Origin of the sequence: Draconibacterium sediminis (genome assembly GCF_000949475.1) — a bacterium.
In the GTDB taxonomy this organism is placed as follows: Bacteria; Bacteroidota; Bacteroidia; order Bacteroidales; family Prolixibacteraceae; genus Draconibacterium; species Draconibacterium sediminis.
In genome coordinates this window covers 573,064-595,276 of sequence record NZ_JRHC01000002.1, presented here as the reverse complement: position 1 = coordinate 595,276, position 22,213 = coordinate 573,064, and the positions used below count along the sequence as shown (strand labels likewise).

Sequence of the window (22,213 nt, the reverse complement as noted above, 5' to 3'; positions counted from 1 at the left end):
ATTATGAACAAGATATTAAGAATATTTTCGGTATTGTCATTGGTGGCAATCATGTTCACAGCATGTATGCCCGACGAATATGAATTGCAGGAGCCATTGGACAAAAGCGCAGTGAAATTCTCTGTGACGGTAGATTCTCAGAATCCAAATAAGTTTCACCTGAAAAGTGAAACTCCGGGGGCTCAGCCATATTGGGTAACACCCGTAGGTACTTCAATTAAATTAGATGAGACCATAACCATACCGTTCCCTGGTGATTACACCATTACTTATACCGTTGAAACTCCCGGCGGACTTGTGACTGCGGATCCATACACGTTTACAATAACAACCGTAGACGAAGATTTTGTAAGCGATCCGATGTGGACATACCTTACCGGGGGGATTAACCAATCGAAAACCTGGGTGCTGGATTTGGATGCCAACGCTGTGAGCAAATACTTTTCGGGGCCATTTTATTTTGGTGGCACCGGATGGGAATGGGATCCTGCTTTTTCAGATATTCCGTGGGCTGGAGTTAGCGCCGGCGATTATGGAACCATGACCTTTAATTTGATTGGAAATGCGAATTTCACCTGTGACAATAAAATGTTCCCTGATTTATCAGGTACGGGTACTTTTATGTTGTTCCCGGAAAGCAGTGAATTGATCACTTATGGTGCCGAGGTTATCCATGATAAAGCACAAGGAGGCCAGGTTGCTAACTGGAATGCATTAATGACGATAAAAAGCCTTGACGCGGATCACATGCAATTGATTGCAAAAAAAGATCCAAACAACTGGTTAATCTATAACTATATTACAAAAGACTATTATGATTCACATTGATTAATAAATCTTGGGATTTGAATACGGGGCGGCTGTTTTTATATTAAAACAAGTTGCCCCTTTTTTTTTGAAAAGTCAATAACACAAAGTGAAACTTCGAAACCCGCCAAGCCAACAATCAAGGGCCTTTACTATTTTAAAATTCTTCCTACAACTACAAAAAATATCCGGTAACGATGATTATCACAAAGCATCAGAAACGAGTGGTCGAAAGATCCTTTAGCTTTTTACTTTCAATCCGGTTGACTCCGTCCCGTTTTTATCTTTTACCATGCTTCCGGTTTTGTTATCCTGCTTATGATAAGGAGAGGTCGCCAGCCATAAAACGTTTAGCAGGTTTAAAGAATAGGAGTAAATAGTTAGAGCTTAAACGTTTACTAGAAACTATGGTCAGAGGTCACTTTTAAATAACACATTATCATCCCTCATAAAATACATGGTAGCCCCTCTATGGATGCTATTGGGTCTAAATTAGCGGCTGATATTGAGCTAATTAAAGCTGACTTTAATAATCTAAATTTATGTTCTATGAAAAAAACGCGAAGTTTTTTAATATGGCAAAGGGCTTCAGTTAGGAGTCTTTATGTCATTTTATTAATGGTACTATGGGGCATTCCTTCCTTCGGACAAAACATTGCAATTTCCGGGGTGGTAAAATCTCAGCACGAAGGAGAGTTTTTGCCTGGTGTTAGCATTGTTGTAAAAGGTACAGATCGAGGTACGATCACGGATGCTGATGGAAAATATTCATTGGAGGATGTTCCCGGAGATGGAGTCCTTGTTTTTTCTTTCGTGGGGATGAAAAAGACCGAAATTGAGGTTGCCGGAAGAAGAAAAATAGATGTAACAATGGAAGAAGAGTCTATCGGACTGGAAGAAGTAGTTGTTTCTGTTGGTTACGGTTGGGAAAAACGAAAAAACATTACCGGAGCGGTATCATCGGTTAATGCTGAGGAAATCAGCCAGTCGCAGTCGGTAACGCTAGAACAATCGCTTCAGGGCCGTATCCCGGGAATGATGGTTACGCAAACATCCGGACAGCCAGGAGGCGCTGTCTCCGTACAAATTCGTGGTATTACGGGCTTTAGTAGTTCTGGTCCCTTGTATGTACTTGATGGGGTAGAACTACAGGGAATAGCCGGGGTTGGAGGCGGCACCAATCCGCTCGCCGGTATAAATCCTTCAGATATTGAATCGGTTGACGTTTTAAAAGATGCGTCTGCCACAGCCATTTACGGTTCAAAAGGAACCGATGGTGTAATCATTATTACAACCAAAAGGGGCAGGATAGCTCCACCTAAAATTACCTACGAATTTTCTGCCGGTACCCAACAGTTGACAGACAAACTACCGGTAATGAACCTGAGAGAATTTGCCACCTTTGTAAACGAGCGTAATGCCGGTATTGGCTGGGGGTTCGACGAACGACCAGAGCTGGCTAATCCCGAATACCTTGGCGAAGGTACCGATTGGCAGGAGGTTCTTTTTCGAAACGCACCTACCTCAACTCATACGCTTACCGTTAGTGGGGGTGATACACGCACCCAGTATTTGCTGTCGGGAGCATACCAAAGCGAGGAAGGCATTGCATTGGGGTCGAAGTTCGAGCGGCTTTCTTTTCGTCTAAACCTTGACAATAAAACAACTAATTGGCTAAAAATAGGTACAAGCCTTCAACTGGTGAATATTGATGAAAACATCAACAGCACAAATTCAAGTGTTATTAGGGCAGCTTTAGAGCAAACTCCTGATATTGCGGTACAGAACAACGACGGCAGTTGGGGGGGATCTACCAGTACTGTAGGATGGGTGCAACAACGGGTTAACCCTTACGCAATTGCGTTAATTAATAAAAATGAGGCCAACCGGAAGCAGGTTTTTGGTAACCTTTATGCCGAAATTACCTTTACCAAAGACCTGGTGTTACGTAACGAAGCTTCAGGGAATTTTACCATAGCCACCAGAGATGTTTTTAACCCAAGTTACAAGATGGGAAATCTGGAGCGACTAATAAGCGAGGGGGCGTCTTATTTTAACGAAGGCGTTTATACCTCTTTAAAGAATTACCTTACTTACTCCCACCAGTTTGACGATAAATACAGTTTAAAGGCAATGGCCGGTCACGAGGCGTCACTGGACAAATCACAATCTTTGGAGGCTTCACGTAAAAATTACCCGTCCAACAATGTGCAGGTAATAAATGGGGGCGATCCTACAACGGCAACAAATGGCGGAGGGAAAGCCCATAGTTCCAAGGAATCGTTTTTTGGCCGTTTAAATTTGGGGATTAACGATAAATATTTGTTTACCGGGAACATTCGCGAGGACGGGGCTTCCATGTATGCCGAAGACAAACGCTGGATCTTGTCATATTCCGGCGCCTTGGCATGGAAAGTCAACAACGAGAATTTTTTGAAAGGTGTAAATAAAGTTAACGAATTAAAACTGCGTTTGGGTTATGGATTAACCAACAGGCAAGCCGGACGTAATTACGTTTACACATCAACGCTGGCCACTGTGCCTACCGGTGTAAGCACCGTATCGCAACTTACGCAAAACATTGCAAACCCTGATTTGGAATGGGAACAAACCGAAAGTTCCAATATTGGTCTCGACGCGACATTTTTTAACTGGCGGTTGAATTTTTCAGTCGATTTTTACCTGAAAAAGACTGAAGGCCTCGCTATGCAAACATCGCTACCCATGTACTCGGGTACCGCTATCGGCTGGAATCCAGGGGGATTGGACGCACCATGGGTAAACGTAGGATCCATGGAAAACAAAGGATTTGATTTCAGAATCAGTTCAACCAATATACAGGCAAGAAACTTTACCTGGAAGACAGACCTGACGGTGTCGCGAAACATCAATAAAGTGCTAAAACTTAACGCAGACGGGGCACCTATCATGGGCCGGTACAGTAAGACGGTGGTTGGAAGATCAATTGGTGATTTTTACGGATACGTTGTTGATGGCGGCGTATTTGCATCGGCCATTGATGTTTTTGGCGATGAGGAAAATGGTATTAAGCCTCACGCCAGGCCGGTTAAAAATGGCGAAATCTTGCCCTTTGCGAATGCTGCCGGTAGTATTTGGTATGGCGATCTCAAATTTAAAGATTTGAATGGCGACGGAATAATTGATGAAAAAGACCAAACCTATCTTGGTTCGCCAATTCCGAAAGTACAAATGGGGTTAAACAACACCTTTAATTATAGAAATTTTGATTTGAATGTATTTCTCAGTGCCAGTATTGGAAATAAAGTATTTAACGAATTGCGTGTAACCGCTGAAAATCCACGCTCAAGTTTTGGCTATTTCAATTCATTGAGCAATTATGCTAAACTAGAGTTGATTGATCCGGAAGGATCAGATACTGATCCTTATAATGTTATTGTTACCAATCCCGACACGGATATCCCGGGAGTTCGAAATGACAATACTAACGATAACCTGAGATTTTCTGACAAATTTATTGAAGACGGGTCTTTCGTTCGATGCAAAACCATTTCATTGGGGTATACTTTCTCTGAGAATCTGCTGAGTAGAGCTCACATCAGTGCCTTACGGGTTTATGCAAACGTTACCAATGCTTTTACAATCACAAAATATTCAGGAATGGATCCTGAAGTTGGATCTTGGGATCCAATAAATGCAGGTATTGATAATGGTTACTATCCTCAGGCCCGGAGGTTTACATTGGGTCTAAACATCACTTTGTCGAAATAAAAAACGAATGCTATGAAATTGAAATCAAAAATATTTTATCTGGTGCTTCTTTTTGCCGGATTATTGGCCTCCTGTAGTAAGGACTTTCTCGATCGCCCACCAATATCAGAGATCAGTACGGAAAACTTCTATCAAACTACATCTGATTTGAAACTGGCAACTGCTGCTTTATATGCCGGTGCGCCCTGGGCCGAATATACCTATACCAGTTATCTAACCATAGGCGATGTGATGAGTGGAAACATGGTACTCGGATATAATGACGATGCTGTTCAGCTCAATACCTTCTCGGTTACAGGCCTTAACGGAACTGTAATTGCCAACTGGAGAGGCATGTACAAGGTAATTGCTCATTGTAATACAACCATAAATGCGATAAATGCAAAAACACCGGAATCTGTTCCCGAAGCCGATAAAAATGCAGCCCTTGCCGAAGCCAGGTTTATTCGTGCATATGCTTACTATAACCTGGGGCTGTTATGGGGCGACGTTCCAATCATCGAAGACAATACCGAACTGATTAGTTCGCCTTTGGTTCCACGTAACCTGGTGAATGATGTGTACCAGTTTATTGTAAACGACCTGACATTTGCCGCGCAGAATCTTCCTGAGGCGGTCGATTCAGACTGGGAGCGCGGAAGAGTTACCTCTTGGTCTGCACAAGGGTTGCTGGCTAAAGTCTATTTATCATGGTCAGGTTTAGATCCGCAAAGTATCGGAAATCGTGACCAGGCACTTTTGGATAGTGCCAAAGTATATGCAGGCAATGTTTGTAAAAACAGTGGACTGGAATTGATGGAAAATTACGCGGATCTATTCAAAACAAAGAACAATTACAACGATGAAGCGCTGTTTGCTTTGCGTTGGGATCCCACCACCAGTGATTGGTTTCACGGGAATATGTTACAAATTTATTCTCCGGGCGGTACTGAAATTTCTGCCGACGGACAGGCTGGTTGGTTTGGAATCAGGCCCAGCTATGATATGTTTCTGCAATATTCAGAGGATGATACAATCCGACGCAAAGCAACTTTTATGTTTAAGGGCGATTTTTATCCGGAGTTAAACGCGGCCGCCGGCGGATATACTTTTACTGGCGAAAACGGACTAAAGAAACACATCATTGGAACGAAAAAAGATAACAACGTCCCAATTATGACCTTATATTCTTCTGCCGAGCATAACGCATTGCTGCGGCTTGCTGATGTTTACCTGGTTTACGCCGAAGCAATTCTGGGTAACAACAGCTCAACCGGAGATGCTGATGCGCTGATGTACTTTAATAAAGTTCGTGAAAGGGCGGGGCTTCAGCCGTTAAACTTGATTGATGCCGATATTCTGCTTAAAGAACGAAGGATTGAGCTGGCTGCCGAAAGCCAATATTGGGGTGATTTGGTAAGCCTTTCATACTACAACCCCCAGAAAGCGATCAGCCTTCTGAATGAAGGAGAGCGTGTTACCTTCAAATATAACGACGGAGTTGCGGAACCGGAGAATCCTTTTGGCGTTATTACGCCGGCTACAGCCAATTCATTCAGGCTCCCAATCCCATCACCTGAAATAACGGCTAACCCAATGTTGTTAGACGCCCCCGTACCTTATTTTTAGTATAAAAGAAAAAAGTAACAACAATGAAAAATAGAAAAAATAATTACATCTATTACTGGCAGCTACTATTTTTAGCAGTGGTGATCTTATTTGGATCGGCTTGCCAGGAGGAACAAATGGAACCACCGGTTATTACTGGTGTGATAAATTATGAAGCTTCTCCCAACGATACGGCTGTAACAACGATACAAACCGGCCAATGGGTCGTTTTGTTGGGACAAAACCTGAGCACTGTTACTCAGGTGAATTTTGGCTCTGTACCTGCTACAATTAACACAGCGCTTTTTGCTGATGGAAGCCTTGTAGTACAATTGCCTGATATCCCATTTGAATCAGTTCCGGCTGATGAACTTAATATCGTAACTGCAATCAGTGAAGGGGGGATGGCTACATTTAATATCAACATTATAGGAGACCCACTGATTGCTCACGTGAGAAGCGGTGAAGCTGCTCCAAATGATACAGTTGTTAATGTGTTGTACCCCGGCGATGAAATCAATATTGTTGGATACAACCTCAAGGATGCCACCGAAATTGCGTTCCAGGGTATTGCTGCCGATTTAAGCAAGGTGGTTTATACCGACACAAGTGCCATTGTGCAGGTGCCTGCTGATTTATCGGGCTCCAATGCTTTATTGGCAAATACCATTACTTATACCACCGACATTGGAGCAACTAGTTTCTCAATCAGAATTGTTGGTCCTCCGGTAATATTAAATATTTCATTAGAGGTGCCCTTTGAAGGAGATATGGTTCATTTATTTGGGTTTAACTTTACCGCAATTCAAAGTCTTACTTTTGCTGGTACCGAAATAACCGACTATCAAGTGGAAGATGAGTCTGTTCTAAGCTTTGTTTCTCCTGCATTGGCGCAAAGCGGTCCGGTTGAGATTACAACACTGGCGGGTTCATTTACAACTGTCTTTAATGTGAATGATATTGCATACATCAACTCTGGTGGCGTAGGCATTTTAGCCAATATGGAGTGGGGTGACTACTTCGGTTGGGGCTGGGGTAACGGCGATGTGAATATTTATGCCTCAGATCCTAACTCGGGTTGGCCTTCCTATAATTCTGATTATGGCGTTGGTTACGGTGCTATGTACCTGGTTTATAAGAGTGCTCCTTTGGAAGCCGGAGAAGATGGTTATCTAGATGGTTGGGGAGGAAATCAAATTCTTATTAACGACGGAGGTGGTCAATGGGTACCAACAGAGAACCTGGATGATTCAGGCGACAATTGGGCCTTAAAATTTGAAATGAATGTTACGAAACCATGGAGCGGAGGTACGCTTTGTTTTAGAACAGCAAGTGCAAGTAATTATATAGCACGATACGAACCGTGGAAAGTATCCGCAACTAAGTCTGTTGCTGTTACTACTGACGGGTGGCAAACTATTAGTATTCCGTTATCCGCGTTCCGTCTTAATGACGGCGAAGGAGATTCTATCTCAAAAGTATCGGATTTGCTAAATGCAGACTCAGGAAAGACTTACATGAGAGTTTATCTCCATAACTATCGCACTTCAACTACAGAAAATTTTGAAGCAGCTTTTGATAATTTCAGAGTGGTACGACGATAGTATTTTTTGTTGTGGGCAGGCAGAAGACTCCTGTTTGTCCACAACTTTATTTTGTAAGTCTGTTGGGTATCTGCCCGGCAGATTATATTCTTCAATTGTTCAATAATTTTTATAGTTAAATGATGTTTAGATTAAATCAGAAAATTTTAGTTTTTCTTAGTGTAGTTCTGTTTTTTGTATCCTGCGAAGGTACCGACCCGGTGGACAGTGTGCTAACGGTTTCTGTAGGAGAGGTAAATTTTGAAGCAGAAGGCGGGCAGGCAACAATTATAATAGATGCGAACGACTCATGGAGTACAAGCAATTCTGTGACGTGGTTGCAGGTAAGTCAACTTTCAGGGAATAGTGGAAGCAGTACCATTGAATTGTCAACAACGGTTAACAGTACCGGCGCAACCCGTTCAACTACCTTGGTTATTAACTCGTCAAATGGACAGTCTCGCCGGGTTAAAGTTTTGCAGGTAAGCCGGTTATTTCCCTCTTACAATACATCGCCCCAGGCTCCCGATGCAACAGGTATGAGTAGTTCAGCAACAGAGCTTGCAGCAAAAATTAAACTGGGGTGGAATATCGGCAACACCATGGAAGCTCCCGCAGTAACAGCGTGGGGTAATCCTGCCATCACCGAGGACTATGTAAAAGCTGTAAAACAACAAGGATTTAACGCTATCCGAATCCCTTGTGCCTGGGACTGGGATTGGAGAAAGGATTACTCTTGGGCTGGAGATAATATCCATATTGAAGATTATAAAACAGCCCGCATAAAATCGGAATGGCTTAACCGGGTAAAAGAGGTGGTTGGTTATTGTGTTAATAACGATATGTACGTACTTCTGAATATCCATTATGATGGTGGTTGGCTTGAGCACAACTGTAAACCGGAAAAAGTGGACTCTGTGAGTGCCAAACAAAAAGCTTATTGGGAGCAAATTGCAACAGCAATGCGCGATTTTGATGAGCATCTGATGTTTGCCAGTGCCAACGAACCGGCTGTCAAAACAGTAGAAGAGATGGAGGCTCTTCATACGTATCATCAAACGTTCATTAATGCAGTCCGCTCTACAGGTGGAAGAAATAGCTACAGGGTGCTTGTCGTTCAGGGACCAGGTACAAATATTGAAAAAAGTAATGATCTGATGAACATGCCTTCGGATGAGATAGAGGGGCGTTTAATGGCTGAGGTGCATTTTTACAGTCCTTCTCAATTTTGCATATTGACTGAAGACGTAAGTTGGGGTAAAATGGTTTATTACTGGGGTAAAGATTATCATTCTGATATTGAGCCGGAACGCAATGCTACATACGGAGAAGAGGATGAAGTAGATCAGTCGTTTCGTTTGGCAAAAAGCAAGTTTGTAGATAAGGGTATCCCGGTAATTCTGGGCGAGTACGGCACTTACCGGAGGGGGAATAGCGATAATGTTCCCAAAGAACTGGAGAAGCACAACAATTCAGTTGATCACTGGATTACTTATGTAACAGGAAAAGCACTGGAAAATGGTCTGATTCCGTTCTGGTGGGACACAGGTGGTTTAATTGATCGATCAGATTATACCGTAAAAGACCAGCGGACGCTTGATGCTATCATGGCTGGAGCAAACCAATAAAAATCAAATTAATATAGTCCTTACATTAATATAATATTGAAAAAGAGTTGAAGTAGTACAATCTTCAATATGAAGCCCTAAACCGATGAATTTAAGTCTTCAATTTCAAAGCATAAGATTCAAATAAATTGCGCTTTTTGAAATGAAATAACATGAATATATAATGAGAACAACAACCTATTCCATTGCCTTTTTTTTGCTTGCAATTTTTTCTATTTTCAATTGCAACGCTACAACCAAGCCGAAAATCTATCAAATGGAATCGCCTGATAAACAGGTTGTTTTGAGTATACAGGCTGGTGCCGGGTTATCCTGGGCATTGATAAATGCCGGCGATACTGTATTGGCACCGTCACCGATCTCGCTTCAATTGTCAGACGGTACGGTTTTGGGCCGAAATGTAAAGGTAAAATCAGCCAACCGAAGTTCTATGAACACCGAATTTAAAGCCATCAACTACCGTAAAGAAATGGTCTCGGATAATTATAATCAGCTCACAATAACCTGTAAAGGCGACTTTGGCATCATTTTCAGGGCTTACAACGATGGTGTGGCCTATCGCTTCTTTTCTTCAAAAGAAGGAGGCATTGTAATTACTAAGGAAGAAGCCAATTTTAACTTTAAAACAGATCATAAAGCCTGGGTACCATATGTGCGCGATTTGAGGGAAGGAGACCCATTTGAATCGGCATTCGAAGCGATGTACGATCCTATTTCTTTGTCTCAGTTTAGGGCAGATTCGTTGGCGATTCTGCCTCTTTTGGTCGATTTGGGGAACCAGAAAAAAGCCATGCTTATGGAAACTGACCTGGAAGATTATCCCGGGATGTATTACAAAATAAATGACCCTGTAAAATTTGGCGTTCATGGTATTTTCCCAAAATATCCCTTAAAGGAACGCGTAGGTGGTTTTAACAACCTTAATTTTATGGTCGATCAAAGAGCGGATTTTATTGCTAAAACAACTGCTCCCCGCCAGTTTCCATGGAGGATCGTTTTCCTTAGCAATAACGACAAAGAATTGGCCGACAATGATATGGTGCAGCGGCTGGCAGCGCCATCCCGCATTGCCGATGTCTCGTGGATTAAACCGGGCAAAGTAGCATGGGACTGGTGGAACGACTGGAACATTTCACATGTCGATTTTCGGGCAGGGATAAATACCCCGACCTACAAATATTACATCGACTTCGCTTCGGAATACGGTGTGGAATATGTGGTGCTTGACGAAGGCTGGTACAATGGACACGATGTGATGACCACATCGGATAAGATCGATCTGAAGGAAATTCTGGACTATGCCAAAAACAAGCATGTGGATATCATCCTTTGGGCTGCCTGGCATGAATTTAATGAGGTGAAAGAACAGGCGTTTGCCAAATATTCGGAAATGGGTGTTAGAGGATTTAAGCTTGATTTTTTTGACCGCGACGATCAACCGGCAATGCACTCTTGCTACGAGTTGGCCGAAATGGCCGCCGGCTATAAAATGATCCTCGATTATCACGGCATGAAACCTTCAGGCATACACCGTACATGGCCAAACGTGCTGAATTTTGAGGGTGTTAAAGGCATGGAAAACGTAAAATGGACAACCGACAATGTTCCGCCTTATGATGTGACTCTTCCGTTTATGCGAATGATGACCGGCCCGATGGATTATACCCCTGGTGCCATGCGTAATGTGACAAAGGCCAATTTTTACCCTTCCAATTCAATGCCGATGAGCCAGGGAACCCGCGTTCATCAACTGGCTATGTACGTGGTGTTTGAAGCACCATTACAAATGATGGCCGATAATCCGACAGCCTACCGAAAAGAGTCGGAGTGTGCAAGGTTTATTGCCAAAACACCAACTGTATTCGATCAAACCGTTGTATGTGATGCGAAAGTATCTGAATGCATCGCTATTGCCCGCCGTAAAGGTGATGACTGGTATGTTGGTGCAATGACCAATTGGGACAGCCGGTCGCTGACTATTGATCTGTCGTTTTTACCTGAAGGAAAATACAATGCCGTAATATTTAGCGATGGGGTGAATGCTGACCGCGATGCCACCGACTACAAACGTGAGATTAAAATGGTTTCTAACATCGATGAAATTGAAATAAATCTGGCACCCGGTGGCGGCTGGGCGGCACGATTTGAAAAATTGTAACAGATTACATCCATGAGAAAAATTGTTTTAAGTATTCTGTTTTGTTTATTTGTTGCGGCGGTTTCTGCGCAAATATCCTTGCCAAAAGTATTTGGCGACGGCATGGTACTACAGAGAGATATTAAAATTCCATTGTGGGGAAAATCAACTCCGGGAGCACTGATAATTGCAGAACTCGGAAATGCCAAAGCGACAACAAAAGCAGATAACGACGGGAAATGGATGCTTCATTTTCCGAAGTTCAAAGCCGGCGGCCCATATACGCTTAAAATTTATGAAAAAGACAAACCAAACGAGGCGATAGTATTGGATGAAATACTTATTGGCGATGTTTGGTTGGCATCCGGGCAATCGAATATGGAATGGCAGGTACAGCAGGCCAAAGATGCAGGCAAGGAAATTGCCAACGCCAATTTTCCGCAGGTACGTTTTTTTGTTGTCGATCACAGTAAAGAAATAAAGCTTCAGCCAGATATTGCATCCGGCAAGTGGGAAGTCTGCGATTCTTCCAGTGTAAAGGAGTTTTCGGCAGTTGCTTACTTTTTTGCCCGCAAAATTCATCAGGATCAAAACGTTCCGGTAGGAATTATTCAAAGTACCTGGGGCGGCACACCGATTGAAGCCTGGACCAGTAGGGAGATGCTGCTAACATCGCCCATTACCCGGGAAAATACACTGGCAACGGATACCCTTACTTTAGATCGCGAAGACCTTGTTGCCGACAGTCTGAGTTGGGTGCGTATTTGGGATATTGTATATAACCCGCAAAATAATGCCGACAAGATTTTTACTGCTACAGATTATGATGATGCCGACTGGGCAGAAATTGAAATGCCCAATGTGCTGAAAGATTTCGGGATTGGCAGTTATGAGGGCATGGTTTGGCTGCGGAAAAGAATATCGTTGCCTGAATCCTTTGCAGGAAAAGATCTGACAGTTAGCCTTGGTCATCCGGAAATGAACTATTCGTTTTATTTTAACGGTAAGGAGATTTGCAAAAACGTTTGGTATTCCGATTCTACTCATTCTTATACGATTCCGGCCGGTTGGGTGCAACAAACTGAAGAAAATACAATTGCAGTGCGAGTTGCCATGCTTTGGGGCGGTGGTGGTTTAAACCCACCGGCTGATGAGCTTTATATTACTGATGGGAATTCCAGCATTTCTTTAGCCGGGAACTGGTTATACAAGAAAGACCTTGAACCTTCTTTCCCGAAAATACTCAACTACCAGTATTATCCTACTGTGCTTTTTAATTCCATGATAAATCCGCTAATTCCATATGGCATAAAAGGTTACATCTGGTACCAGGGCGAATCGAATGCAGCGGGAGCCTACAATTATCGCGAATTATTTCCCATGTTAATTAAAGACTGGAGGCAGCGTTGGCAGCAGGGAAATCTCCCGTTTTTATTTGTTCAACTGGCTAATTACATGGAACGAAAAACGCTGCCTTCAGAAAGTGAATGGGCCGAACTGAGAGAAGCACAAACACTGACACTAACGCAACCCAATACCGGAATGGCTTGTGCTATCGATCTTGGTGAAGACAATAATATTCACCCTGGAAACAAACAGGAAGTAGGTCGGAGGCTGGCACTAATTGCCAATAAAATGGTGTATAAACAAGATTGTGTAGCATCCGGACCCATGTTTCATGATTTTCAAAAAGAAGAAGGCCGTATACGTATCCATTTTAACAATGGTGGTTCAGCCCTCTTAACAAAAGATGGAAACAAAGTAACAGGCTTTGCAATTGCCGGCAACGACCGGAAGTTCTATTGGGCAAAAGCAGAGATTGATGGAAATGACATCGTTGTGTATTCCGATGAGGTTGCCGAACCGGTTGCGGTGCGCTATGCCTGGGCCGATAATCCAGAATGCAACCTGGTGAATTCAGAGGGATTGCCGGCTGTGCCTTTCAGAACCGACGATTGGAAAGGAATAACCCAAAAATAGAATTGGTGACCAATAAGATAAGTTATCGCATAAATCTGCTATTTAAACGATTAGGGTTTGTGTTAAAATGAACAAATTGAAATTTATATTGAAATGAAAAATAACAGGATTCGCCACAAATTGTATGGAAAACTAATGTTAGCACTGCTTTTGGGGTGCACCATTCTTTCATCATGTGGAAATGATGAGGATATCAAACCTATCCTGGATGTTTCCACAACATCGGTTTCGTTACCGGCTGAGGGGGGAGCTTCGAATATAACAGTAACCGGCAACGACCAATGGAGTATTGCCAATTCTGCTTTTTCCTGGTTGGAGTTAAATAAAACAAGTGGTGGTAGCGGCAGTACTGAAATTCAGTTGACAGCCGACCTTAATCATACCGGTTCAACACGTTCCGGCGTATTGAAAGTTTCCTCGCAAAATGGGCAGGACAGACGGATTACGGTTTCGCAGGATTCGCAGGATTCCCCGATTGAGCCCGTTGCGCAGGATCACAATTTTTACATTTTCCTTTGTTTCGGACAATCGAATATGCATGGTGCCGCAGCAATTGAAAGCCAGGATTTGACCGTTGACAGCCGTTTCAAGTTGTTTCAGGCATTGGATTGCGACAATCTGAACAGGGAAAAAGCAACATGGTACACTGCTGTGCCGCCTACTTGTCAATGTGGCTCGGGCCTTTCGCCTGCCGATTATTTCGGACGAACATTGGTTGCCAATTTGCCCGACAGCATTACTGTGGGGATTATCAATGTTTCTGTTGCCGGATGCGACATCAGGCTGTTTGACAAGGATTTGTACATGGATTACGATTCTACATCTACAGACGACTGGTTTACTTCTCAGGTAATTGGCTATGATGGAAATCCCTATCAATATTTAATCAACCAGGCAAAGCTGGCGCAAAAGGATGGTGTTGTTAAAGGTATTCTTTTGCACCAGGGAGAAACAAATACCGGACAGGAACAGTGGCCGACTTATGTAAAGAAAATTTATACCGACATGTTAACTGATCTTGACTTAGATGCCGGTTCGGTTCCTCTTTTAGCAGGTGAATTATTCTCTGGTGAGGGAAATTGCTGCTCATCAATGAATCCGATAATAGGTACTCTGCCTGATATAATTCCAACCGCACATGTAATTTCTTCCGATGGTTGTACCGGGCAGGATGCTGCACATTTTGATTCAGAAGGATACCGGGAATTAGGTAAACGATACGGTATAGAGATGCTTTCAATATTGGGAGTTGATGTAAATGAATAACAAAAAGAGGTTGAAGTTTTAATTAGAAGTTATGAAAAGAAATTCTGTTTTGTTGTTGTGGATAATGGTGTTGCTTTTAAATCCGTTGTTTAGGGCAAATGCCCAGTATCAAATTCCTGAGAAGTTAAAATGGTGGTACAACGACCGTTTTGGTATGTTTATCCACTTTGGTAGTTATTCGTATTTGGCGCATGGCGAATGGGCATTCAGTATCGAAAACTGGGAAAAAACCGATTATCAGCAGCAAGTCTCGCCTCATTTTAACCCGTCGGAGTTCGATGCCCGCGAAATTGTTCAACTGGCAAAAGCTGCCGGTATGAAGTACCTTGTTATCACGGCCAAACATCATGAAGGATTTAGTATGTGGGATACCAAAGTGAAAAGTTTTAAAGATGTTACAGGAGATAAGATGTATAGCCTGCCACGTTTTACATCATTCGGAGAACGGGATGTGCTAATGGAACTGAAAAGAGCCTGTGATGACAACGGGATTAAATTTTGTCTCTATTATTCAATTCTTGACTGGGGTCATTCTTCGCAGGAGATTAACCACGTGAATGGCTCTACTTTTTCAACCATGAAATCGGATTCGGAACGAACAGCCTACATTCGCGATATGAAAGCGCAGCTCAGGGAGTTGATTGATCGTTATCATCCCGCTTCTCTTTGGTTTGATGGCGACTGGACCTACAATGCCGGAGAACCAAGCCCTGAAAAATGGTGGACAAAAGCCGACGGAATAGACTTATATAATTACTTAACCGGCCTTGATTCTAATCTGGTAGTTAACGAACGTGTTTGCCGCAGTTTTGGTCTGGGGGATTACGAATGCCCCGAACAGGAAGTACCTGATGTACCGCGGAGCCGCCAGTGGGAGACTTGCCAAACGATGAACCGAACCTGGGGCTACAATAAAAACGATAATGACTATAAATCGACCAAATACCTGGTTAGAGAATTGGTGAAAGTGGTTTCCCGGGATGGAAATTACTTGCTAAACATTGGCCCGAAGGGCGACGGGACAGTACCGGAACAAACGGCCGATACCTTAAAGGCAATCGGAGAATGGATGGATACCTACGGAGAAAGTATTTATGGTACAACACGCAGCCCGTTTGCGGCTGAACCCGAGTGGGGTTTTTATACTAAAAAAGAAGGCAAATTATTTGTCCATGTTTTTTCATGGCCTCAGGAAGGAATGCTTTCGATACCGGCAATCAAAAACTCCATAACAAAAATTTACCTGATGAATGAGCCCGGAAAGGCGCTTGATTCTTCCTTTGAAAATGGGAGTATAAGGATTTCGTTACCTGCCAATACCCCGAACGACAACGATTCGGTTGTAGTTTTGGAGGTAGCAGGATTGCCGGAAGCTACTGTCTTTTAGAGATAATAGAAGCTGGTTCTATTGTTGTGTTGGCTGCATGCCGTCTGGAATTAATTTACAGACTAACCTGTACATTCAGAACAAGAAGAATGAAAATTTAAAGTACTAAATCGATAAGTGAATAAGAATCCCGGCATTACGTCAGTATTCGGAAGAATCATTAAATCACTTCTGTCTTCTGACTTCTGAAGTCGGTCTTGCTGCTTAAAATATAAAAACATGAAAAACGCTAAACTTAAAATTATAGCATCATTGTGTTCTGTGATCTTTTGTACAACATCGCTTTTGGCACAGGAAACGAATTGTTTTTTAGAAGACTTTACGCCTAAAAACGCTACAATCCCAGGCTCGGTAGCGGCAAGCAAAACGGTAAATTCGCCAACTGTTACAGTTACTTTATCAGCCGATACACTGGGCAAAATTTCCAACTATGTTTTTGGAAATGCCATAGCTGTTTGGATGGGAAATAACACCGATAATCCCACGTTTGTGGAAAATACCCAGCTGTTGAATCCTTCTTTAATACGTTTTCCGGGAGGAAGTTGGTCTAATATCTTTTTCTGGGATGGTGCTCCTTCCGATATCCCGGATTCTGCCTATGATTCATCGGGAGAAAGAGTAAAGTTTTATGCCATTTCAGGAAAAAATGACTGGCCCACCACAACCGGGAACTATTATAAATTACGTGAGCAAACCGGCTCGCAGGGGCTCATTACTATCAACTATGGTTATGCCCGTTACGGGTTGAGCGATAATCCGGTAGCGCAGGCTGCCCATTTGGCTGCCCAATGGGTGCGCTATGATAACGGCCGCACGAAATTCTGGGAAATTGGAAACGAAAATGCCGGGCCGTGGGAAGCCGGGTGGAAAATTGATACAAATACCAATAAAGACGGGCAGCCTGAAATTATTTCCGGCCAGCTTTATGGCCGGCATTTCAGGGTTTTTGCCGATTCGATGAGAGCCGCAGCGGCCGAGGTGGGCGCAACAATATATATTGGTGCACAGGTTTTGCATTTTGATGGTACAACGAGCTGGAATTCGGTGGATGGGACATGGAATGAAGGAGTGTTTAGCGAAATTGGCGATGGCGCAGATTTCTATGTAATGCATAACTATTTTGGAAGTGATGCAAATGCGGATAATTTATTGATGGCTGCATCAACAGAACCCCGGAAAAACATCGACTTTATTCAGCAAGACATTATGAATAATAACGCGTTCCAAAAACCAGTGGCAATAACCGAATATAATATAAACAGTAATAGCGCCAATCCTACGATGGGGCATTCCTATATCAATGGAATGCAGGCTACCATTCTCTATAATGAATTGATTAAGAATAATTTTGGGTTGGGTGCCAGGTGGCTACTCGCCTCAGGCGAAGATGGTATGTTTTATCAGGGCGATGATGTAAGTTTAAGGTGGCAGCCACGGCCTGATTTCTATTATGCGTATTATACCCAAAAATTTACCGGCGATCATGTAATTAATGCCACATCAGATAACACCACAATTTTGGCCTATGCCTCTAAATTTGCTTCTGGCGAAACCGGGATTGTACTTGTAAATAAAGGGAAAACTGCACAAGTTGTAAAAATAGATCCACTGAAGATTGGTGTCGGAGATCAGTATTATAATTACTCTTTAACCGGAGGTACTGATAATGGCGATTTTTCGATGTATGTAACCGTCAATGATGAGCGAACAACGGGGACACAATGGGGACCTCGTGAGACACTTGAGACTATTCCTGCAAACGCTTTTTCAATAGGGAGTTCTATAAAACTAGAGGTTCCCGCGCGCTCGGTTCAGTTTATTATGATTGAAGCAGGTGACAATCTGCTATACCCAACATCGGTTGCAAGTGAGCTGAAAAACGGATCGGATCTGACGAATTTTCCCAATCCATTCACCGATATTACAACCATACAATTCCGAACTTCATTAAATGCGTTGGTAGTGTTGGATGTTTTTGATTATTCAGGAAAGAAAATATCAACTCTAATAAGCAAGGAATTGCCTTCCGGAACACATCAGGTTGATTTTGACGGAAGTCTATTGCCCGCCGGGCTGTACTTCTATCAACTGAAGATCGGAAACAGTGCGACAACACGAAAAATGATTCTTAGTAAATAAACTATAATCAATAAGTATAAAATAATTATGAAAATAAAACAACTATTATTATTTGGGTTCTTTCTCGCTACATGTGCAGGGAACGTTATCGGCCAAAAAACCTATAAAAATCCTGTAATTACAGGTATGAATCCCGATCCAAGTATTTGCCGTGTAGGTAATGATTTTTACCTGGTAACTTCCACTTTTGAATTTTATCCCGGCCTGCCGGTTTATCACAGCAAAGATCTGGTTCACTGGAAAATGATTGGATATGCCTTAGACAGACCAGGCAATTGCCCGATGGAAGGAGCCGGTTCTTCCGGGGGAAATTATGCACCGGCACTTCGCTACCACGATGGCACCTTCTATATTTCGTGTACCAATTATGGCGGTAAGGGTACACAGGGTGTGTTTTATGTTACGGCTACAAACCCGGCAGGTCCATGGTCCGATCCGGTTTGGATTGGTAATTGGTATGTTGATCCGTCAATGATGTTTGCCAACGACAGCATGTATTGGATAAGTCCCGACCATAAAGGCGGATTTAGTGTAGGAACTTTTGATCCGGTTCAAAAAAAGTTTATTAAGCCTTTACAACAGGTGGCTAAAGGTCAGGGAGGCTCGTCGCCCGAGGGGCCACACATGTATAAAATTGGCGAATATTATTACCTGATGTCGGCAGAAGGTGGCACAGGTTACGAGCACCGTGAAGTTATTCAACGAAGCAAATCACCATACGGGCCGTTTGAACCGAGTCCGTACAATCCTGTAATCTCAAATATGAATCATCCTGAAAGTCCGTTTCAGGCTATTGGCCATGCCGATTTACTACAACTGCAGGATGGCTCGTGGTGGCTGGTATGTTTAGGAATCAGGCCGAAGGGTGGACGGTTTCAACACTTGGGGCGTGAAACTTATCTGGCACCGGTAAAATGGACAGATGATGGCTGGCCCATTGGTGGCGATAATGGCGTTATGCTCGAAGAATTTCCTGCTCCAAATCTTCCTGAACACAAATGGGAAAAGGAACCTGTTCGTGATGATTTCAACAGTACGACGCTTGGCTTGCAATGGAATTTTCTTCGCAATCCTTACGAAGCCGACTGGTCGTTGACAGAAAAGCCTGGCTACTTAAGGCTAAACGGTTCAAAAGTGAGCTTGAAAGAAAAAGATTCGCCTGCCTTTATTGGGCGCAGACAACCCGATTTTAACATGGTAGCTTCTACAAAATTGAGCTTCACTCCTGAAGCCGATAATGAAGAAGCCGGCCTGGTGGTACGCGGCAACGATGCCAACCATTTTAGCCTGGTAGTTACACAACGCGAAGGGAAACGGGTGGTGCTTTACCGAAAGTATCTTCAGGATAAAGTCGAAAGCGAAGAATTTAAGGAAATATCAAAAGATGATGTTATTCTGAAAATCAGTGCAACCGAATTGGAATACAAATTTTGGGTGCAGCCCAAAGGCAAAGAAGCGATATTACTTGGAACGGCTGCCACAAAGGAATTATCGAACGAAAAAATTCACGGATTCATTGGTGTTTTTATCGGAATGTATGCATCGGGTAATGGAAGTGCCAACACCAATCCTGCCGATTTTGATTGGTTTGATTATGAAGCGAACCCGAAAAGGATATTCACTGTGTCTGAGAAATAAATTTTCAAGAACAATACCTAAGGGATTAGGTAAGTTTTGGTAAATAGCTAGTTTATTAGATGTAAGCAGAAAATGAGAGGCCGTTCTTAAGGTCGAAAGAATTTAATGAATGGCCTCTTTAATCTGGATATCTGGAGCAGAATGAGAGAGGAAAAATTTGCAACAGAAAAAGAATTATCGCCTGTTCCTGATAAGCCGGTTAAATATAACGGAAATGAAGTCGTTGTGAGTTTTTTAAATTAAAAAACATACGTATGAAAATTAGAAACCTGGTTGGAATTAAAAGTTTAATACTTGTTGTGTCGCTTTTTTGCGTTGTTCGCGGAAATGCCCAGCTGTATGTCGGGGCCAATTACCATCCGCACGATGATAAAAACATCGAAAAGATAAAAAACGATATTGAGCTGATGAAAGCAGCCGGGTTTACCTGTGTACGGATGGGCCATCTGGCCTGGGACGTTTACGAACCCGCGGAAGGGCAGTTCGACTTTGCCTGGTTTGATAAAGTGATGGATTTGATGAACGAGGCCGGGATAAAGGTCATTCTCGATATCGCCATTCGGCCTGCACCAATCTGGTTGCACCAAAAATTTCCGTCGATTGATGTGGTTGATGCTAACGGGAATGTTCGTTATCCGAACCACCGTTATATGGACGATGTGGGCGACCCAAACTACCAGGAATATGCTTTGCGTTATACCGATGTGCTTACTAAACACTACGCCGGGCATCCTGCTTTGCTGGCCTTCGGAATCGATAATGAATCGGGGGACGGCCCAATTTCATACTCCGAAACTGTTCGTCAACGTTTCATTGATTGGTTGAAAGAGCGGTACGGTAACATCGATAAGCTGAACAGTGCCTGGGCCACCCAGCGTTGGTCGCGCCGCTTGAATCAGTTCAATGAAGTGGGCTTGCCCGCTGAAGGAGCCAAAAACGGGGCTCCCGAAAAAATCCTCGACTTCCGCCGTTTTGTATCAGATGAGGTTAATGGTATCCTGTTTAAAGTTCTCGAAGTGGTGAATACCAACGCCCCCAATGCCCTCACCAATACTAATGCCTGGTACTACAGCCAGATGAAGTACATTGATTATTCGGAAATTGCCTATTCGGGAAAGATGACCCGCCAAGGTTGCGGTTTTTACCCCGGAAATTCGTTAACCTCCAACTGGGGCGTGATGGGAGCCTTGTTCGGAATTTCCAGAATTCAGTTTGAAAGCACGAACCCATTCTGGTGCAACGAATCCACTACAATGACCGCAGTTCCCAATTCCATCCGAAAATCGGCTTATGCCACCCTGCTGTATGGTAACCAAATGGTTTGTGGGTGGACCTGGCAAAGCATGTGGGCGGGAGAAGAACAGTACCTTCAAGGCATGTTAGACTGGGATGGTATGCCTAACCGCAAATACGACGAATACATGCAGATTGCCTCTGAATTCAAAAAAATTGAAAAATTCTTTCCTTATCAACTAAAAGCAGAGGTGGGACTGGCTTTTTCGTTTCCTGGTCAGATAGCAAGCAATTCTTTTCCTGAACAACATGATAGTCAATTGCAAGCCTGTTGGAACCTGTTTTATCGGCGCAACATGGATTCGCGGGTGCTTGAGATAAGCAAGAGTAAGTTGGATTATAAATTATTAATAGTTCCCGGAGTTACGGTGATGGATACAATTACCGCAGCTAAAATAAGGACCTATGTGAAAGATGGCGGGACGATAATAATGACCAGCAACTCGGCGATTGTTGATACAAGCGGACAGGTTTTTGTAACAACCCGGCCGGGAATGCTGAATGATGTTTTTGGTATACGCCTGGGCGGCTATGAAGAAACAGAGTCCATGAACGAAATCTCAAGAAAAGCTTACAAAGGACAGAAACTTGAGTTTGTGTACAACGGAAAGCCGCTTGATACCGAGACAGCACGCTTCGATTTAATTGATTTAAAAGGCGCTGAAGTTATCGGGAGACTGACCAGCCTGGACAAAGATTACCCGATAATGACGGTGAATAAATACGGCAAAGGCCGGGCAATTTACATCGGTTTGCCGGCAAAAGGCGAAGTGCTTGGTGCTTTGCTCGACGACCTGATAATAGAACTTGGCATTGAAAAAGGACCCGTCGTTCCGGCAGGCATCATGGCGCGGCAAATAGATAAGAACCATTTTTTGTACCTAAACGTCAGCGGCGAACCCAAAGAAATTCAAATGAACGGCAAGTCGAAGAGTCTTCTTTTTGATAAAGAGTACACGGGCAACTTTACCATTGCCCCTTACGAACCCGAATTTATTGAGGTAAAATGATCTATTGG

The 22,213-nt window shown here is 43.2% G+C and carries 12 protein-coding genes; all 12 read left to right on the top strand.

Annotation, left to right across the window (positions count from 1 at the left end; translation table 11 throughout):
* The first annotated feature begins 3 nt into the window (after positions 1 to 3).
* The 12 genes from LH29_RS12335 (at position 4) to LH29_RS12280 (ending at position 22,205) form a co-directional block, all read left to right on the top strand.
* On the top strand, positions 4 to 828 hold the full coding sequence (locus LH29_RS12335; protein WP_157493679.1) for a hypothetical protein: 825 nt from the start codon (positions 4 to 6) through the stop codon (positions 826 to 828).
* 528 nt (positions 829 to 1,356) lie between these two features.
* Entirely contained in the window at positions 1,357 to 4,557 is a 3,201-nt protein-coding gene (locus tag LH29_RS12330) for a SusC/RagA family TonB-linked outer membrane protein (RefSeq protein ID WP_045030114.1), read from the top strand.
* A gap of 12 nt (positions 4,558 to 4,569) precedes the next feature.
* Entirely contained in the window at positions 4,570 to 6,165 is a 1,596-nt protein-coding gene (locus tag LH29_RS12325) for a RagB/SusD family nutrient uptake outer membrane protein (protein ID WP_045030112.1), read from the top strand.
* Between the two features lie 23 nt (positions 6,166 to 6,188).
* Positions 6,189 to 7,748, top strand: a complete 1,560-nt coding sequence (locus LH29_RS12320; protein WP_045030110.1) for a glycan-binding surface protein — start codon at positions 6,189 to 6,191, stop codon at positions 7,746 to 7,748.
* A 119-nt stretch (positions 7,749 to 7,867) separates the two neighbouring features.
* Positions 7,868 to 9,355, top strand: coding sequence for a cellulase family glycosylhydrolase (locus tag LH29_RS12315; protein ID WP_082063666.1), 1,488 nt, complete (start codon positions 7,868 to 7,870; stop codon positions 9,353 to 9,355).
* A 256-nt stretch (positions 9,356 to 9,611) separates the two neighbouring features.
* Complete coding sequence (locus LH29_RS12310; protein WP_198152437.1) at positions 9,612 to 11,513, top strand: glycoside hydrolase family 97 protein; 1,902 nt, start codon at positions 9,612 to 9,614, stop codon at positions 11,511 to 11,513.
* Between the two features lie 12 nt (positions 11,514 to 11,525).
* Entirely contained in the window at positions 11,526 to 13,472 is a 1,947-nt protein-coding gene (locus LH29_RS12305) for a sialate O-acetylesterase (protein WP_045030106.1), read from the top strand.
* Between the two features lie 93 nt (positions 13,473 to 13,565).
* Positions 13,566 to 14,738: a sialate O-acetylesterase gene (locus tag LH29_RS12300; RefSeq protein ID WP_198152436.1), complete on the top strand. Its 1,173-nt coding sequence runs from the start codon at positions 13,566 to 13,568 to the stop codon at positions 14,736 to 14,738.
* Between the two features lie 31 nt (positions 14,739 to 14,769).
* Positions 14,770 to 16,125: an alpha-L-fucosidase gene (locus LH29_RS12295; protein ID WP_052670864.1), complete on the top strand. Its 1,356-nt coding sequence runs from the start codon at positions 14,770 to 14,772 to the stop codon at positions 16,123 to 16,125.
* Positions 16,126 to 16,344: 219 nt separating this feature from the next.
* Positions 16,345 to 18,264: a T9SS type A sorting domain-containing protein gene (locus LH29_RS12290; RefSeq protein WP_052670863.1), complete on the top strand. Its 1,920-nt coding sequence runs from the start codon at positions 16,345 to 16,347 to the stop codon at positions 18,262 to 18,264.
* Between the two features lie 27 nt (positions 18,265 to 18,291).
* On the top strand, positions 18,292 to 19,902 hold the full coding sequence (locus LH29_RS12285) for a glycoside hydrolase family 43 protein (protein ID WP_052670861.1): 1,611 nt from the start codon (positions 18,292 to 18,294) through the stop codon (positions 19,900 to 19,902).
* Positions 19,903 to 20,156: 254 nt separating this feature from the next.
* Entirely contained in the window at positions 20,157 to 22,205 is a 2,049-nt protein-coding gene (locus LH29_RS12280) for a beta-galactosidase (RefSeq protein ID WP_045030104.1), read from the top strand.
* The last annotated feature ends 8 nt before the right edge of the window (positions 22,206 to 22,213 follow it).